Source organism: Paenibacillus mesophilus, assembly GCF_005938385.1.
Classification (GTDB): Bacteria; Bacillota; Bacilli; order Paenibacillales; family NBRC-103111; genus Paenibacillus_AB; species Paenibacillus_AB mesophilus.
The window spans coordinates 93,128-109,088 of the sequence record NZ_VCRA01000011.1; the positions used below are offsets into that span (position 1 = coordinate 93,128).

The 15,961-nt window shown below is 53.4% G+C and carries 18 protein-coding genes; 10 read left to right on the forward strand and 8 right to left on the reverse strand.

From position 1 onward, the window contains the following. The first annotated feature begins 13 nt into the window (after positions 1–13). Entirely contained in the window at positions 14–952 is a 939-nt protein-coding gene (gene pfkB / locus FE783_RS20285; protein ID WP_138881217.1) for a 1-phosphofructokinase, read from the forward strand. Positions 953–1,247: 295 nt separating this feature from the next. Beyond that, positions 1,248–1,637 carry a DUF1499 domain-containing protein gene (locus tag FE783_RS20290; RefSeq protein WP_138881218.1) on the forward strand — a complete coding sequence of 130 codons (390 nt, stop codon included), beginning with the start codon at positions 1,248–1,250 and terminating at the stop codon, positions 1,635–1,637. A gap of 70 nt (positions 1,638–1,707) precedes the next feature. On the opposite strand, the gene tpx is transcribed toward FE783_RS20290, so the two are convergent. The 3 genes from tpx to FE783_RS20305 form a co-directional block, all read right to left on the reverse strand. Further along, a complete protein-coding gene (gene tpx / locus FE783_RS20295; protein WP_138881219.1) occupies positions 1,708–2,226 on the reverse strand; it encodes a thiol peroxidase in 519 nt (172 codons plus the stop codon). Between the two features lie 148 nt (positions 2,227–2,374). Further along, positions 2,375–2,809 (reverse strand): WGxxGxxG-CTERM domain-containing protein, encoded by a 435-nt coding sequence (locus FE783_RS38360; protein ID WP_138881220.1) that lies wholly within the window; start codon positions 2,807–2,809, stop codon positions 2,375–2,377. 115 nt (positions 2,810–2,924) lie between these two features. Beyond that, positions 2,925–3,125, reverse strand: a complete 201-nt coding sequence (locus tag FE783_RS20305) for a YozQ family protein (RefSeq protein WP_138881221.1) — start codon at positions 3,123–3,125, stop codon at positions 2,925–2,927. Positions 3,126–3,273: 148 nt separating this feature from the next. Between FE783_RS20305 and FE783_RS20310 the strand changes: the two genes are divergently transcribed. Next, the gene (locus FE783_RS20310; RefSeq protein WP_138881222.1) at positions 3,274–3,873 is read left to right on the forward strand and encodes a rhomboid family intramembrane serine protease; all 600 of its coding nucleotides are present in this window, start codon (positions 3,274–3,276) and stop codon (positions 3,871–3,873) included. 17 nt (positions 3,874–3,890) lie between these two features. After that, positions 3,891–4,781 (forward strand): glutamate biosynthesis transcriptional regulator GltC, encoded by an 891-nt coding sequence (gene gltC, locus FE783_RS20315; protein WP_138881223.1) that lies wholly within the window; start codon positions 3,891–3,893, stop codon positions 4,779–4,781. A gap of 71 nt (positions 4,782–4,852) precedes the next feature. On the opposite strand, the gene FE783_RS20320 is transcribed toward gltC, so the two are convergent. Together FE783_RS20320 and FE783_RS20325 are read right to left on the reverse strand one after the other, a co-directional pair. Further along, positions 4,853–5,536: a zinc metallopeptidase gene (locus tag FE783_RS20320; protein ID WP_138881224.1), complete on the reverse strand. Its 684-nt coding sequence runs from the start codon at positions 5,534–5,536 to the stop codon at positions 4,853–4,855. A gap of 37 nt (positions 5,537–5,573) precedes the next feature. Beyond that, positions 5,574–6,005, reverse strand: coding sequence for a MerR family transcriptional regulator (locus tag FE783_RS20325; protein ID WP_138881225.1), 432 nt, complete (start codon positions 6,003–6,005; stop codon positions 5,574–5,576). Between the two features lie 336 nt (positions 6,006–6,341). Here FE783_RS20325 and FE783_RS20330 point away from each other — a divergent pair, with 336 nt between their 5' ends. The 3 genes from FE783_RS20330 to FE783_RS20340 are packed head-to-tail and all read left to right on the forward strand — an operon-like array spanning position 6,342 to position 9,584. Continuing rightward, the gene (locus FE783_RS20330) at positions 6,342–7,733 is read left to right on the forward strand and encodes an ammonium transporter (RefSeq protein WP_138881226.1); all 1,392 of its coding nucleotides are present in this window, start codon (positions 6,342–6,344) and stop codon (positions 7,731–7,733) included. 34 nt (positions 7,734–7,767) lie between these two features. Further along, entirely contained in the window at positions 7,768–8,865 is a 1,098-nt protein-coding gene (locus FE783_RS20335; protein WP_138881227.1) for a DUF294 nucleotidyltransferase-like domain-containing protein, read from the forward strand. Beyond that, positions 8,862–9,584, forward strand: coding sequence for an exonuclease domain-containing protein (locus tag FE783_RS20340; RefSeq protein WP_138881228.1), 723 nt, complete (start codon positions 8,862–8,864; stop codon positions 9,582–9,584). The genes FE783_RS20335 and FE783_RS20340 overlap by 4 nt, the downstream gene beginning before the upstream one ends. On the opposite strand, the gene FE783_RS20345 is transcribed toward FE783_RS20340, so the two are convergent. Beyond that, on the reverse strand, positions 9,581–10,012 hold the full coding sequence (locus tag FE783_RS20345; protein WP_138881229.1) for a M67 family metallopeptidase: 432 nt from the start codon (positions 10,010–10,012) through the stop codon (positions 9,581–9,583). The genes FE783_RS20340 and FE783_RS20345 overlap by 4 nt on opposite strands. Positions 10,013–10,116: 104 nt before the next feature. Next, positions 10,117–11,421, reverse strand: a complete 1,305-nt coding sequence (locus FE783_RS20350) for an MFS transporter (RefSeq protein WP_138881230.1) — start codon at positions 11,419–11,421, stop codon at positions 10,117–10,119. Between the two features lie 178 nt (positions 11,422–11,599). Between FE783_RS20350 and FE783_RS20355 the strand changes: the two genes are divergently transcribed. Then, complete coding sequence (locus FE783_RS20355; protein WP_138881231.1) at positions 11,600–12,148, forward strand: TlpA family protein disulfide reductase; 549 nt, start codon at positions 11,600–11,602, stop codon at positions 12,146–12,148. A 97-nt stretch (positions 12,149–12,245) separates the two neighbouring features. Here FE783_RS20355 and cimA read toward each other — a convergent pair whose 3' ends face one another. Next, on the reverse strand, positions 12,246–13,862 hold the full coding sequence (cimA, locus tag FE783_RS20360; protein WP_138881232.1) for a citramalate synthase: 1,617 nt from the start codon (positions 13,860–13,862) through the stop codon (positions 12,246–12,248). A gap of 174 nt (positions 13,863–14,036) precedes the next feature. On the opposite strand from cimA, the gene FE783_RS20365 reads away from it, so the two are divergent. Both FE783_RS20365 and mobB read left to right on the forward strand, forming a co-directional pair. Continuing rightward, on the forward strand, positions 14,037–15,335 hold the full coding sequence (locus tag FE783_RS20365; protein ID WP_138881233.1) for a DNA polymerase IV: 1,299 nt from the start codon (positions 14,037–14,039) through the stop codon (positions 15,333–15,335). Continuing rightward, entirely contained in the window at positions 15,335–15,862 is a 528-nt protein-coding gene (mobB, locus tag FE783_RS20370; protein WP_238403180.1) for a molybdopterin-guanine dinucleotide biosynthesis protein B, read from the forward strand. The genes FE783_RS20365 and mobB overlap by 1 nt, the downstream gene beginning before the upstream one ends. The last annotated feature ends 99 nt before the right edge of the window (positions 15,863–15,961 follow it).

A 15,961-nucleotide genomic window follows, 5' to 3' on the forward strand; every position in this document is an offset into this window, starting at 1 on the left:
AGCGTCGGCGAAAATGGCACTCATTACAACGGTTACATTAAATGCGGCGATCGATAAGACGTATGTGCTGGACTCCTTCCCGCTCGGCAAAGTATCGCGGGTTTCCGAGATGATCAGCGTACCCGGAGGTAAAGGCATCAACGTGGCACGCGTCGTAAGTCAGCTTGGCGGATCGGTAAAAGCGACCGGTTTCGTGGGAGGGAGCAACGGCGATTATATCGTCAAGGAGCTCGTCAAATCGGACATCGACAACGATTTTGTACAGGTTGAAGGAGAGTCCCGGCTTTGCTTGAACATGATCGACAAAACGACCGGAACTTCGACCGAGCTGTTGGAACCCGGACCGGTTATTAGGGAACGGCATATCGAGGCGATGAAGCAAAAAGTGAAACATCTTGCCGCCGGTTCTTCCATCGTTGCTTTTTCGGGAAGCCTCCCGAAAGGGGCTCCATCCACGCTGTATGCGGAATTAGTCGCAGCGGCGAAGGCGCAAGGAGCGAAAGCGTTCCTCGATACGAGCGGAGAGGCGCTTGTTGAAGGAGTTAAAGCGAAGCCGTATTTCATCAAGCCGAACGAGGATGAGATCGATAAGCTGCTGGGCAGCAAGCCGGACGGCGAATCGAATCTGCATGCCGGGATTAGACGGCTGATGGATGAAGGCATCGAATGCGTCGTCGTCACGCTCGGAGCAAGCGGCTCCATAGCCGGATTCGGCGGACGGTTATATCGAATCCGGGCGCCGCGCATCGAGGCGATTAACCCCGTCGGGAGCGGCGATTCGTTCGTGGCCGGGATGGCGTTCGCGGTTGCCGCCGGCGAGCCGGTCGAGCAGGCGCTTCGGCTTGCCACCGCTTCCGGAACGGCGAACGCGCTGAACGCTCAAGCGGGAGACGTCCGTCTCGAGGACGTCCGACGACTGCTCGCGGAAGTGCAAATAGAGCCGATCGTTTGAATACTCCGCCGGTCAATTTGGGACCGGCTTTTTTCTCTGTTTAGGAATAACCACTTTTGGGGGATGCTTTTGAGGGGGCGCCCTCGAAAGTACTCGGAATATGCTGCGGAGATTTGCTCCACTTTCGGGGGAATGTTTTTTGGGGGTTCCCCCAAAAGTACTCGGAATAAGCTTCGGAGATTTTCTTCACTTTTGGGGGATGAACTAATATTTCTTTTTCTTGCGTGAAAACCGTGTTAATATGGAATATAGTGCGAGAACGAGAAATACGTATCGAACCAGGGGGGATTCGCTTTTGTTGAAGAGAATGTTAGTCGGCCTCATCCGCAGTCATGAAGTAACAGGCGACAAAGCTAGAGATCCGGCGCTCAAGACGAGATACTATAAGCTTCCGAAGGACAAGCTTTGGGAGGAAGTCATATCGCTCTTGAAAAAGCTGCCGAAATACACCCTTCTGCACGAAGTGAAAAACGTCGGGGAAATTGTCGTCACCAAACGGACGATAACGGGCCGGACTCAGGATATAACGATAACTTTGTTCTCCATGAACCCGGTCAAATCGGCGATCGATATTTATTCGGCGTCCCGGGGCTCGCTCGGGGATCTCGGATCCAATTACAGAACGATAATCGAGCTGTTCAATTTATTCGATCAGAAGCTCAGCAACTATAAAACGGACAAATAATCGGCCTGAATAAAACAGCGGCGAGGAATCGGGATTCCTGCCGCTGTTATTCATTTCGGCGACTTTGCGCTTATTTCAAGCCTTTAACGGCTTCCAGAGCCGCTTCGTAATTCGGATGCTCGGTCATTTCGCCCAAGTATTGAACGTATTGAACCGTATCGTTTGCGTCCACGACGAAGATGGAGCGCATCAGCAGCTGCAATTCCTTGATCAGGACACCGTATGCTTGTCCGAACGATTTGGACTTATAGTCGGAGAGCGTTTCGACTTTATCGACGCCGGCGGCGCCGCACCAGCGGGATTGCGCGAAAGGCAAATCGACGCTGATCGTCAAAATGACGACGTTGTCGCCCAAGCTGGCCGCTTCTTCGTTAAAGCGACGGGTTTGTTGATCGCAAACGCCCGTGTCGAGCGATGGCACGACGCTGATCAGCTTGATTTTGCCCGCATAATCGGCAAGCGTCGCTTCCGTCACCAAATTTTTATTAACCGTAAAGTTCGGAGCTTTGTCGCCGACTTTGATTTCCGGACCGACCAGCGTGATCGGATTTCCTTTAAATGTAGCGGCTCCAGCACGTTCTTGTGTCATGGAATAATCGTCCTCCTACCGAATGAGAAAGTTTGGCAATCACCATCTCTCATTATATCGGAACGGCGTAACCATTGTCCAATGAATTGGGGTACGAATTGGAATATGCGGCATGAAAAAGCGCCCCTTGAAGCGGGGCGCATATCGATTATTTCACATCGTCGCGTTCGCGATTGCGGCCGAACAACCCGGCCAACCCGACCAAACCGAGCAAGCCGAGCCAGCTCCAGTTCGTATTATTGGCGTTAGTCGCGTAAGAACGATAATTTTTGACAGTATAGCCGTCCGTACCGGTTCGATGGGTGCCGTAAGGAGAGTAACGGTGTGTTCCGTCGGTACGGGTCGTTCCATCCGTGCGGTTGCCGATTGGAGCTGTATTCGTATCTGTGGTGCCGACGGCATTGGTCATACTGTTCGAATCGGTCGTATGGGTCGCGCCATAAGCGCCTGGCGTAGTTGCGGTTGTACCCGTTGTGGTCGTACCTGTTGCTGTGCCATCAGCTGCAGTACCCATTCCCATTGCCGGAACTGCCGATAAAGTCAAAGCTGCGGCCAATGCAAGAGAAGCTGCTGTTTTTTTCAAGTCGTCAACTCCTGTTCGAAAGTGTAGTAGTTGATTACGTCATTAGGATGAGCAATTAAGCCGCATGTATGAGTTCCTCATGTTGAGCATAACGGGACAACTTACCGGTATCGGTTCATTGCCCCTGAATTCGGGATCGGCTGCGGACATAGACGCCGTCGCTCGTACCGGCCGCATAAACATCGGCGAGCTGTTCGCGGGTTTCCGCGAGACCTTGGGATAATTCGGACGACCCGTTGTAGTCCGAAGCGTCGAAGGAGTGTCCGGCTACTTCCTCGGCATGCTCGGCCAAGCTTTCCTTTGCTTCATTTGCCATTAGAGATTCCCCCTTTCCGTCATCAGTTTTCCCGCGGGGGCATACGCTTTATACGAAATAAGCCCAATGTATTTGGCTTACCGGTGCGCTTGTTGTATGATAATTAGGGTAAGGGAATAAGACTCGATGTTTGTCCGGAGGAGACAAGATGCTTTTTTTGCGGTACGAAAATTTCAGGCAATATTTACGTTGGTACCCGATAACGTCTATTATATTGTCCATACAACTGATCATGTACGTCTGGATGGAGATCGATGGCAGTACGAGGGATAACTTGACATTGATCCGATTCGGAGCGCTGGAGAACGAATTGCCTTACTCGGGGGAATATTGGCGGTATTTCGCCTCCGTCTTTCTTCATAGCGGATTCGATCATTTGTTGTTCAACAGCTTCTCGCTGTTCGTATTCGCTCCGCCGTTGGAACGGATGCTCGGGAAATGGAAATATTGCCTTTTTTATTTGGGCAGCGGGTTTATCGGCAATTTGGCTACCGTTTTGTTTTTCAGAGGACCGGAAACGGTCGTATCCGTCGGGGCGTCGGGAGCGATTTACGGTATATTCGCCGCATATTTGTTCATTGCCCTCTTCTTCAAGAAGGCGCTTGACAAGCAATCGTCCTCGACGATCATGACGGTCGTCGTAGTCGGGTTTATTTACTCGTTTCTCATTCCGCAAGTCAACTATTTCGCGCATATCGGCGGCTTCATCGGCGGATTTTTGTTGTTCGCCCCGCTCTTGCGCAGGTAATGCTGGAGGATGACAACTTGGAGCTAAGACAGCTGCAATATTTCGTTAAAGTGGCGCGGAAGCAGCACGTGACTCAAGCGGCAGAAGAACTGCATGTCGCCCAATCGGCCGTCAGCAGGCAAATTCATCAGCTGGAGGAAGAGCTCGGCTTGCAGTTGTTTGCGCAGAAAGGCCGGAATTTGCAGCTTACGCCGGTCGGCAAGCTGTTTCTGAGCCGCGTGGAGGAGCTGCTGACGGGGCTCGATAGAGCGGTTGGGGAAATCAAGGAGTTTCTGGACCCGGAGCTTGGCGAAATATGTCTCGGATTCCCGCACAGTCTAGGGATCTCGCTTGTGCCATCCGTCGTAGCGGACTTCCGCAAAGATCATCCGAACGTCAAGTTCCGACTGAAGATGGGGACATTCTCCAGCTTGATCCGCGATGTCGTGCGGGGCGAAGTCGATATGGCGTTCATATCGCCATTTCCCGAGAACAACGACCAAGTATCGGGCGAAATCGTGCTCACCGAAGAGCTGTATGCCATTTTGCCGAGCAGTCACGTGCTGGCGGATTACCACTCGATCCGGCTGGAGCAGCTGAAGGACGATTCGTTCGTCCTGTTCAACGAAAATTATTCGCTGCGCACGATCGTATGGGAAGCTTGCCGGAAGGCCGGATTTTCGCCCATTATCGGCTTCGAGGGCGAAGAGACGGATACGATCAGGGGACTCGTCGCAGCCGGTATGGGTGTCAGCCTGCTTCCCGAGATGGCGCTGACCGAGATCAGTCCGTTAATGCCGGTCAAAGTAAAGGTAACGGAGCCTCATGTCACGAGGACGATCGGGCTTATCCGGAAATCGGGGCAGAAGCTGCCGATTGTTGCGGAAATGTTCCAGCAATTTTTGTTCGACTATTTTCATTTACGGTAAATGGTACAAAAAAAGCTTCCGGACCGGGACGAACCCGTCAGGAAGCTTTTCTTGTTTGACCCCGGATCCCATTATTCCTCGCGCCGGCTGTTGAAAATCATAATATATTTCAACAATTCGAGCAAAGAAATGAGAGCTGCGGCCACGTAGGTCAGTGCGGCGGCATTCAGTACTTTGGCGACTCCGCCTTCCTCTTCGTTCGTAATGTATCCTTCAGACACCATAACTTCCCGTGCCCGGTTGCTGGCATTGAATTCGACAGGCAGCGTAATCAGCTGGAACGTAACGGCTGCGGAGAAGAATAGGATGCCCAGCAGCAGCAGCCCCGACATGTGGAAGAAAAATCCGGCAAGCAGCAGCAATGGCGCGATACCCGAAGTAATGTTGACCAGCGGGAATATGCGATGACGAGCGACAAGCATTGGATAATGCACTTTATGCTGGATCGCGTGCCCGACTTCATGGCAGGCAACCGCTACGGCGGAAATCGATCGTTCATAGTAAACCGGTTCGGACAATCTTACGACCCGATGAACGGGATCGTAATGGTCGGACAGCGCTCCCGGCACCGGTTCGATCGGGACGTCGTGCAAACCGTTGCTGTCCAGCATGCGCCGCGCGGCGTCATAGCCGGTCATCCCGCTCGAGATCGGCACTTGGGCCCAACGGTTGAAAGTGCCCTTCACGCGGAACTGAGCCCAAATGGATATACCGAAAGCTATAAAGATGAGGATGTCCATAGGGTGAAATAACATGCGGCTTTACCTCCTTATACGGATTGTTGCAGATGTCTTACATAAAGGGGCCTTTACCGAGAAGAAGGAGAAGCGCTTCGATGCAAGCCGCGCTTTGCGTAGCCAGCGTGTTGAACGCGTATTTCGCCTGCCGCGGTTTCATCTCGTCCAGCAGCGGGCCGAGCTCCTTCACTTCGCGCTCGAGCTGGCGAAGATGCAGCTGCAAGGATGTGAGTTTTTCTGCCACTACCTCGTCTTGACTTACTTTATTCCATTGATCCAGGCTTGCCTTTATTTCATCTAATGTGTATTTTTCCTTCTTCATCGTTTCTATACGTTTCAAACGAGCCAAGGTTTCATCCGTATACAGGCGATAATTCGTTTTTGTTCGTATTTCCGGAAAGATGAGACCAAGCTTCGTGTAATAATCGATCGTCCTCGCGCTCGTCTCCGATAGACGGGCCAGCTCCCCGATTCGATACAGCTTCATAACCCCATTTGCATTCACCTCTATTATGGACGGATTTTGAGAAAAATGAACATTTGAACGTGTCTAGCCTCATCATAAACTAAACGAAACCGTACAGTCAAACGTCATACTTTTGAACAAACGTACTTACGAGTGTTGAAGATAAATTTAGTTATTGGAGGCAGGAAACATAACATTGTTCCGCTAAAAACGAACATTATAGGCTTGTTCAAACTATAACGTTTGGATATATCACATTAAATACAAAAAAACGTTGTCATTTTTGGAGCATGCGCGTATAATGGCACTAAAGCATTCGTAAAATGTTATATAAACTAACACAAAGGTGGTTTTGCAATGAAGAAGGTCCTTTTTCTATGCATGACGATGCTGCTCGCTTTTCCGGCTATGGCGCTTGCGGCCGATGAGCCGTCGTCCGGACAGCTGCACTTGGCCGTTGACTCCGTCTGGGTCATGCTCGCGGCTATTCTGGTCATTTTCATGCAAGCCGGTTTCGCTTTGCTGGAGGCCGGGTCGACCCGGATGAAAAACGCCGGGCACGTGGCCGGCAAAACGATTTTGACGTTCGGCATCGCCGGTCTCGCGTTCTGGGCTTTCGGCTTCGGGCTTGCGTTCGGAGACGGCGGCAGTTTGAACAAATGGATCGGATTCGGGGGCTTCTTCTTTAACGGTACCGAGGAGCAGGCGGCCGAATCGTTCGCTTCGTTGTCCGCTTCGATCGTGCCGGGCGCGATCAAGTTTTTGTTCCAGCTGGCGTTTGTCGGCGTAGCGCTCGCGATCGCTTGGGGCGGCTTCGCGGAACGGGCCAAATTATCCGTATACTTCGTCTTCGGCGTATTGTTCACCGTCGTCATCTATCCGTTCGTGGCGCACTGGATTTGGGGCGGAGGCTGGCTTGCCGAGCATGGCAAGCAGGATTTCGCGGGCTCGACAGTCGTCCACCTGCAGGGCGCGACGGCGGCTTTGGCTGCAACGCTGTTGTTGAAACCTCGCCTGGGCAAATATAATAAAGACGGCAAGCCTAACCTCATTCCGGGTCACAACCAAGTATTGTCCGTACTCGGCGTCATCATCCTCTGGATCGGCTGGTTCGGATTCAACCCGGGCAGCACGCTCACAGCTGTAAACGACGGTTTCTTCGGCTTCATCGCGATGAATACGAATTTGGCGGCTGCGGCCGGCGCGGTAGCGGCTCTGCTCGTCTCTTGGCTTTATTTCGGCAAGGCGGATATTCCGAGCATGCTGAACGGCGTCTTGGCTGCGCTCGTCGCCATCACGGCCTCGTGCGCATTCGTGGAAACTTGGGCCGCCGTCATTATCGGTCTCGTGGCAGGTACTCTAACCTTTTTCACTGCTCAATGGTTTGAGAAAGCGGGTATTGATGATCCGGTGTTCGCCTTCTCTGTTCACGGTATCGCAGGGATTTGGGGCTCGCTGTCAAACGGGTTTTTCGCTTCCCCGCGTCTGGTCGAGATCGTGGGCGTCGGCAAGGAAGGGCTGTTCTATGGAGGCGGCTTTCACCAATTGGGCGTTCAGGCGTTAGGCGTCGCGGTATCGTTCGTTTTCGTCTTCATTCTTTCGTACGCAATTTTATGGGTCATGAAAAAAACGATGGGACTTCGAGTCACCGAGGAAGAAGAAATCATGGGTCTCGACATCAGCGAGCACGGATCGTACGGTTATCCGGAACAAATGAAAAAATCCGGCAACGAAACGATAGTCGTGTAGCGTTGATCGAATCCCGGGGGTGGGATCGGACAACATGGAGCATTCTTGGATGGAACGATTCGACGTATCGATCTATAACGCCGTCAGCACCGAGCAGCTGCGCGGCTTGAGGGACCGGATGCATTTCGAGCTCCGGCCCTCCTTGTTTGACGACGTCACCCAGTGGAACCAAAGCGTCAATGCGGCTCATGACCGGTTGATCGCCGGGACGATTGCGCTGGCGGAACAAACGCTCAGGCTGGAAGGATTCGGCGTTCCTCCGGTCCCATACGCCTTCGTGGCGGTCGGCAGTGCGGGCCGCATGGAGCAGACGCTGTGGAGCGATCAGGACAACGGGATCGTGTACGCGGAGCCGCCTGACGGCAAGGCCGAAGAAGCGGCTGATTATTTCCGCCTTTTCTCCGATCGGGTGCACGGTTGGCTTCAATCGGCGGGCTACCCGCCTTGCCCGGGCAACGTATTATGCACCAACCCCGCCTGGCGCAAGCCGAAATCGGCGTGGAACGATATGATCCAGGGGTGGCTGGATGACCCGCAATGGGAGAATGTCCGATACTTGCTGATGATCGCGGATATGCGGTGCCTATATGGAGACGAGGAGCTCGTCCGGCAGCTCCGTTCGGCTTACATGCTGTCTGTTGCGGAGAATCCGGCGATGCTGGACCATATGCTTCAAAATACGCTGTATCACAAAATTACGATCGGCGTGCTGGGCAACATTATTACGGAGCGGTACGGGGAAGATGCCGGTGCGTTCGACGTGAAATACGGTGCGTACATTCCGCTCGTGAACGGAATTCGTCTTCTCGCTTTGGCGGACGGGATTTCAGAATGTTCCACGCTGAATCGTCTGAAGGCGCTGCAAGAAGGCGGCAGCTATGCGGAAGCGGAGATCGACCGCTGGCGCGAAGCTTTCGAAACGGCGCTGGAGCTTCGTTCCCTCGCTCAGCACGAGAAGGAAGGCGTTCTTTACACGAGCAGGGGGATGGTCGATCCCGAATCATTGACGAAACAAAACAAACGGCGCCTGAAGCAGTGTTTGCGGACGGGAATCGAGCTGCAGCAGACCGTCCGGAGAACCGTCGAGAAAATCGCGGACGGAACGCCGAGGAAGCGGGGCGGTTCCGGATGAGAAGCATGTCCAAGCTGTGGAGTTTATACAAGCTGGGAGGCATCACCCCGGCTGTCACCTCAATGTTTGATCCGCAAAGCGCGCAGCAAATGGCATTTATCCGTTCCGTCATGAAGGAGCAGCGTAAAAACAGCATGTACGATATCCCGCTGCAGAAGCTGGATACGGTCGTCTTCGATTTGGAAACGACCGGATTTTCCCCATACAGCGGCGATGAGATTATATCCGTCGGGGCGATCGGGATGACCGGCGATCAAGTGCTCGTCCAACAATCGTATTACAGCCTGGTGAAGCCGGAGAAAACGATTCCCGATGAAGTCGTGCGTCTGACCGGCATATACAATGAAGAAGCGGCAAATGCCCCGGACCTGATTACGGTGCTGAAAGAATTTTTGGAATTTGTCAACCATCGCGTGCTCGTCGTGCACGGCAGCGGCCATGACAAACATTTTCTGAATTCCGCATTGTGGAAAACGTCGAAGGTTAACTTGTCCCACCGGTTCATCGATTGTCTCATTTTGGCTCAAAGGCTCGAACCGAAGCGCGGCAGCTACGATTTGGATACGCTCCTTAACTATTACGGCATAGAAGTGAACGGCAGGCATCATGCGCTCGGCGACGCGGGGATGACGGCGCAGCTGTGGAAATGTTTGCTGAACGAGACGATGCGCAGAGACGTGAATACGCTGGGGGATTTATACGACTTCCTGAGTCGTTAATCGAAAGAGTAAGCTATCGGGCATAAGATAATGACGCCTCGCCGCGGATCGACGGTACGCCGGTAAGCCCGAATATCCGGCCGATCCGGACCGGCGAAGGAGACGATCCAATAGCTGATTTCTCCGGGCAAAGAACCGGCAATGTCTTGTGCGGAAGGGTGGCCCGATGTCCGGGGATGCGAGTGGAAGACGCCGACCAGCTTCAGCTGCTTCCGTTCGGCTTCATAGAGAGAATAAATCCATTCCCGGGCATCGAACGCGAATTCCGTTGCGGGGCTGGCGGCCGCATTGCCGATAGGGGTAAAGCACGTAATGATGTCGTTGTCGGCGCCGGCCGGGCCGAATAGGGCGCCGCACGCTTCCTCGGGCAGCCGGGTACGGCAGTAGTCGGCCATCCGCTCCCATACGGATCGATCGATACGGATCAAGCGAAACCGCTCCTTTTCATGATTCCAATTCTTTCATTATAATGGCAGCGTGATCCGCAGCGCCACCGACACGCGAAAAGCCCGCAATTGCGGGCTTTTCGGCATTAATTCACTTGCCGGTCCGGTTTGATCAAGAAGAACACAAGGCCAAGCGCGACGAGCGACAAAGCTGCGACGGAAATGAATACAATCCGGTCCGATACCCCCATCATCCATCCGAAAAGCGGCGGCCCTGCCGCAACACCAAGAAAACGCAGGCAGCTGTACAGCGAAGTGATCATGCCGCGCTCTTCTTTCGTGACGGAGCCGGTAATCATCGTATTCAAGCAAGGAAGCAGCAGGCCGGTTCCGATACTGCTTATCGTCAGCAGGGCGATGAAGACGTACAAGTTTTTGAAGAAAAAGATCGTCAGGGCGAGCGAAACGGTCATGCATATTAATCCGATATTCATCAGCCATCGCATCAAAATGCCGTTTTTCTTAATGACGCTGCCCGTTATATAAGAAGTCGTAACCATGCCGAGTAGCGGGATGGCAAGCACGAAGCCTTTGATGACGCCGTCGATGTTGTAGGGCTCCTTCTCCAGTACGTTGGACAAATAAAACAACACGCCGAACAAAATAAAAAGTCCGAGCGAGCCGGCGAAAAAAGATGTAATGAGCCAGCGGCCCTTCTTCTTCAAGGTCGAGCCTACTCCTTGTATATAAGCCTTGAGCTTTTGCGGCTCCTTGTCTTTCTTGGGCTCCTTGATCAGCCATATGACGGCTGCAAGCGAAAGGCCGCAAAATACGGGGAAGGCGAAAAAAGCGGCGTACCAGACGATCAAGGCAAGCAAGGAGCCGATAATCGGGCTTAGCACTTTACCCGCCCCGTTAGACGCTTCCGTTAGTCCCAGCGCTTTGCTCTCCGTAGCCCCTTTGTACATATCGCCGACGAGCGCCATCGCAATCGGTGCGGTACCCGCTGCGGCGAGCCCTTGAATCGTGCGGGCGATAATGATGACCGTGTACGATTTCCACACCGCTCCGAAACCCGCCAGTATGCCGGCTGCCCCGTATACGATCAATGACGGGATAATGATCGGCTTCCGCCCGAACCGGTCGGACAAATACCCGAGTACCGGTATGAATAATCCGGCTGCGAGCGAAAATAAAGTAATAACAAGGCTGCTCTGAAATTTGCTGATGCCAAGCAGCTGCTGCATGTCGGGAAGTACCGGCACAAGCATCGAGTTTCCCAACACGAGCACCATCGGAACCGTCGCGATCGCGATAAATTCCCATATTCGGCCTTTCGAGCCCGAATCGTCCTCCGCTTTTTCTTTAGTCCCGTTTTTGCCCGGATCGTCATAAACGTCGATGTCGCTTTCGAACGAAATCGTCAGCTTTCTCGATTTTGTTTTTTCCATCGTAGTCTCCTCTTGCCTGCATGTTGTAACGTTAATATGACCGACCGGATTCGCAGGCATACGATCGCCTTTTGCCAAAATGTACTGAGGAAGGAACAAGGGAATGGAAATTGCTACGAAAAGACGATAATATAGAGGTAAAGCGCAATCGAATATCAGTCGGAGAAGGGAACAACCTATGAAGGGCATAATCATGAAACGCAACGTATTGGTCATCTTGGCTATAGTGGTGCTGGCCGGATTTGCCGTATATCAAAACTTCGTTATGAAGGACCGTCAGGCATCTGCGCATAAGGAAGCGGCGCCGAAGCCGAACTATATGGCCCCCGGCTTCAAGCTGACGGCGTTGGACGGCAATGTGTACGAGGTAGGGGGAACGAGGGATAAGCCGCTGCTGGTCAATTTCTGGGCGTCCTGGTGCGGCCCTTGCGAGCTGGAAGCTCCTGATTTGAAGCAAATGTACGATAAATACAAAGACAAAATCGATTTTTATGCGGTCAATATGACGGCAAGCGACCGGATGGACAATATCAAGTCGTTTGTGAAGCATTTCGACTTCAAATTTCCGATTTTGCTCGACTCGGAAGGCAAGGTCGGCGAGCTTTACCGGATCAGCGGCATCCCGATGACGTATTTGGTCGACAAAAACGGCGTGATCAAAGAAGGCTTCAGCATTCTCCACCCCGACGAACTGGAGAAAAGAATCAAGCAGCTGATCGAGTCGTAAAGGGTCCCCCTAAGAACCCCCTAAACACCCAATTAAAAAAGCTGCTCTGAACTCGTACAAGTTCAAAGCAGCTTTTTTACGCTGTGCTAATTCGCCCTTAATGGTTGACTAATCCGAGTCTTTCGGAAAGACCCGCTTGCTGTTCCACGCGGGTTTTGCCGATCAGCGCATACCGGATGCTGTCCAGCATCGCTTCCCAGCTTGCCTCGATGACGTTCTCGGAAACGCCGACGGTGCTCCACGAATTGTCGAAGTTGGTGGATTCGATCAGCACGCGCACTTTGGCGGCTGTAGCGTCCTTCTCGTTGATGACCCGGACTTTGTAATCGGACAAATGCATTTGTTGAATGTCGGGATAATATTGGACGAGCGCTTTGCGGAGCGCGTTGTCAAGCGCATTGACCGGTCCGTTGCCTTCCGCCGCCGTATAAACCGTTTCGTCGTGCACCTTCAGCTTGACGATCGCTTCGGATGAGATGGCGTCGCCTCCGTTCTTGCCTACGATCAGCTTGAACGATTCCACCGTAAAAATGTTGTCGATCCCGCCGAACGCTTGGCGCAGCAGCAGCTCCAGCGAAGCGTCCGCTCCTTCGAACTGGTACCCTTGGTGCTCCAGCTCCTTGATTTTCTCGATAATGTGTTTCGTCTGGTTCGTTTCGTTGCTCATGTCGAGACCCAGCTCCTGCGCCTTCGCGAGCAGATTGCTTTGTCCGGCCAGCTCCGAGACGAGTACTCGCTGCTTGTTGCCGACGAGCTCCGGCACGATATGCTCGTACGTCTTCGCATGGCGCATAATGGCGGATACGTGAATGCCGCCTTTATGGGCGAAAGCGGCCGCGCCGACGAACGGCTGGTTGACCGGCATGTTAACGTTGGCGATTTCGCTGACATAGCGGGCTACGGACGATAAGCTTTGCAGCTGCTCATCCGAAACGCAGCTATAGTCCAGCTTCAATTGAAGATTCGGAATGACGGAGCACAGGTTGGCGTTGCCGCACCGTTCGCCGAAACCGTTGATCGTGCCTTGTACTTGGCGGGCTCCGGCTTGAACGGCCGCCAAGCTGTTGGCTACGCCAAGCTCGCAATCGTTATGGGCATGAATGCCTACCGGCGTCTTCAGCTTGCTGCATACGACTTTCACGATGTCGGAAATTTCGTTCGGCAGCGAGCCGCCGTTCGTATCGCACAGCACGACCCAGTCGGCACCGGCTTCCTCCGCCTTTTGGATCGTGGACAGGGCGTATTCGGTATTGTTCTTGTAGCCGTCGAAGAAATGCTCCGCATCGTATATGACTTCCAGTCCTTGGCTTTTGAGGTAACGGACCGAATCGTAGATCATGTTCAGGTTTTCTTCGAGCGTCGTTTGGATCGCGGTATGAACGTGGAAGTCCCACGATTTCCCGAAAATAGTCGCTACCCGAACGCCGGACTCGACGAGACGGTTCAAATTCGGATCGGTTTCCGCTTTCGAATCTTTGCGGCGGGTGCTGCCGAAAGCGGTAATTTTGGCGTGGGACAAATTCAGCTCATTCGACCGGTGAAAAAACTCGATGTCTTTGCCGTTGCTGCCCGGCCAGCCGCCTTCGATATAATGAACGCCCAGCTGGTCCAGCTTTTGGGCGATTTTCAACTTATCCTCTACGGAAAGACTGATTCCTTCTCCTTGAGTACCGTCGCGCAAGGTCGTATCGAAAATGATTACAGGGGTTGCCATCAAACGTCCTCCTCACATTCATAAAGCGTAAGCCGCGTTGCATTCTTATCATTATAACATCAATATGAACGGATGTTGAAGTGTTTTCGCAAAAGTCGTATGCTTGGAATGAATACGCGCATGGAGGTATTAGGTCATGGCCGTGAACAAACGAACGGATAGGTTATTCCCGTCATGAATGCCGGATCGAGTCGCGACGACCATTACCCGCGGAACGGCCGGGTCATTTTGCACATTGATATGAACGCGTTCTACTGCTCGGTGCACGAGGCGGTCGAGCCGGATAAATATAAAGGCAAGGCGCTGGCGGTAGGGGGCAACATCGAGCTGCGCAAAGGCATAATCGTCACGTCGTCCTACGCGGCAAGGGCCAAGGGCGTCAAAACGGGGATGCATATACGCCAAGCGCTCAAGTCGTGCCCGGAGTTGATCGTGCTGCAGCCGGATTTCGATTTGTACCGGCAGTTTTCCCGCCGGTTTATGCAAATCGCCTATAATTATTCGCCGCTGGTCGAGGCGATGTCGATTGACGAATGCTATATGGACATTACCGGCTCCAAGCAATTCGGCACCCCGCTTGAGATTGCGTCGCTGATCCAGAGGCGCATTCTTGAAGAGCTGCATTTGCCCTGCTCGATCGGGGTCGCGCCGAACAAGCTGCTCGCCAAGATGGCGTCGGATATGAAGAAGCCGAACGGCATATCGGTGCTCCGCAAGCGCGACGTACAGACGCTGCTCTGGGGCAAGCCATGCTCGCACATGTTCGGAATCGGAACGCGTACGGGGGATAGGCTGCGCAAGCTGAATATTCATACGATCGGCGACTTGGCAAGTACCGACGAATCGGTTCTGACTAAAAATTTCGGCGTGTACGGAACGTGGCTGAAGCTGGCCGCGAACGGCATCGACGATTCTCCGGTCAATCCGGAGCGGGAGCAGAGCAAATCGATCGGACACACGACGACGCTGCCGAAAAATTTGACCGAAGCGGCGGATATTTCACGCGTTTTTCTCAACTTGTCCGATCAGGTCGCGCGAAGAATGCGCAGGCAGAAGCTGATCGCCGGCACGATCCAGATCACGATCCGCGACCCGGATATGAAGACGATCACGAGGTCGTATACGCTGCCTAGGCCTACGGAGAATGCGGACGAAATCCATCGGGTATCGGTCAGGCTTTTCAACGAGCATTGGGGAGTGGGTAAGCCCGTCCGTTTACTCGGCGTAACGCTGCAAAGCTTGCAGCCCAAGCAGTCCGCGGCCATCCAGCTCGACTTGTTCGATTATGAGCAGCACCCGAAGAAGGAGCAGCTGAACGTCGCGATGGACCGCATCCGCGATAAATACGGGGAAGATGCGATACTTACCGCAGGCATGGTCGGTACCGACCCGTCCACGTGGATTCGCAACCATAAGCGAAGGGGAACGTCACTGCAAATGGATCATCTCCGCGAAAGGGGATTGGACGATTGATGGAACGGAAGACGCCGGTCATCGGATTTGCCGGCTTTTCGGACAGCGGGAAGACGACTCTGGCCGTTCAAGTGGTCGGGATACTCCGCCGCGAAGGCTACAGGGTGGCGGTGATCAAGCACGATGCCCACGGTCATTACCGGGAAGTACCCGGAACGGATTCGAGCCGATACGCGGAAGCGGGGGCGGATGCCGTAGTGGTCGTTTCGCAAGGCAGGACGATCAAGTACGAGAACCTTGAGGGCGCAGGATTAGACGATGCGATAGCCGGCTTGACCGGATACGATCTGATCATCGCGGAAGGATTCAAATCGGAGTCCCATCCGAAAATCGTCGTATTCCGCAACGCGGAGCAGGCGGAGGCGATCCAGATGATAAGGCCCGATATTGTGGCATTTGCAGTGAAAAGAAATGCGGAAACGTCCGCAATTGCCATGAATCCGGCATCGCCTGTTCCGGTTCTGGACATCGACGATCCCGAAGCCGTCGCGGCATTCGTGCTGCGTCATTTTTCGTATATCCCATAAGGAAAGAGCTTACGTAACCCCCAAAAGTGAAGAAGGCCTACGAAGCCTATTCCGGGTACTTTTGGGAGAGCCCCCGAAACGCAGGCAAAACGTTTGAAC